This window comes from Pseudomonas frederiksbergensis (assembly GCF_003732665.1).
Taxonomy (GTDB): Bacteria; Pseudomonadota; Gammaproteobacteria; order Pseudomonadales; family Pseudomonadaceae; genus Aquipseudomonas; species Aquipseudomonas frederiksbergensis_G.
Genome location: NZ_MOBP01000085.1, coordinates 1 through 304 on the forward strand (window position 1 = coordinate 1; position 304 = coordinate 304).

Consider the following 304-nt stretch of genomic DNA (forward strand, 5'->3'; position numbering starts at 1 on the left):
CATGCCGCCGGTATCAAGGATTTGCTGACCCCCGAAGAGAACCTCAGTTGGCTCTGCGCATTGCATACGCCGGCCGGCCGCGAAGCGATCTGGCAGGCGTTGGCGGCGGTAGGGCTGCGCGGCTTCGAAGACGTGCCGAGCCACACCTTGTCCGCCGGCCAGCAACGCCGCGTGGCCCTGGCCCGGCTGTATCTGGACAGCCCGCCGCTGTGGATTCTCGACGAGCCGTTCACCGCCCTGGACAAGCAGGGTGTCGCGCAGCTCGAGGAACACTTGGCCCAGCACTGTGAAAACGGTGGCATGG

General features: G+C 66.4%; 1 protein-coding gene. It reads left to right on the plus strand.

Annotation, left to right across the window (positions count from 1 at the left end; translation table 11 throughout):
* Positions 1-304: heme ABC exporter ATP-binding protein CcmA (ccmA, locus tag BK665_RS33255; RefSeq protein ID WP_123410644.1), on the plus strand; the 304-nt coding region annotated here is incomplete at both ends.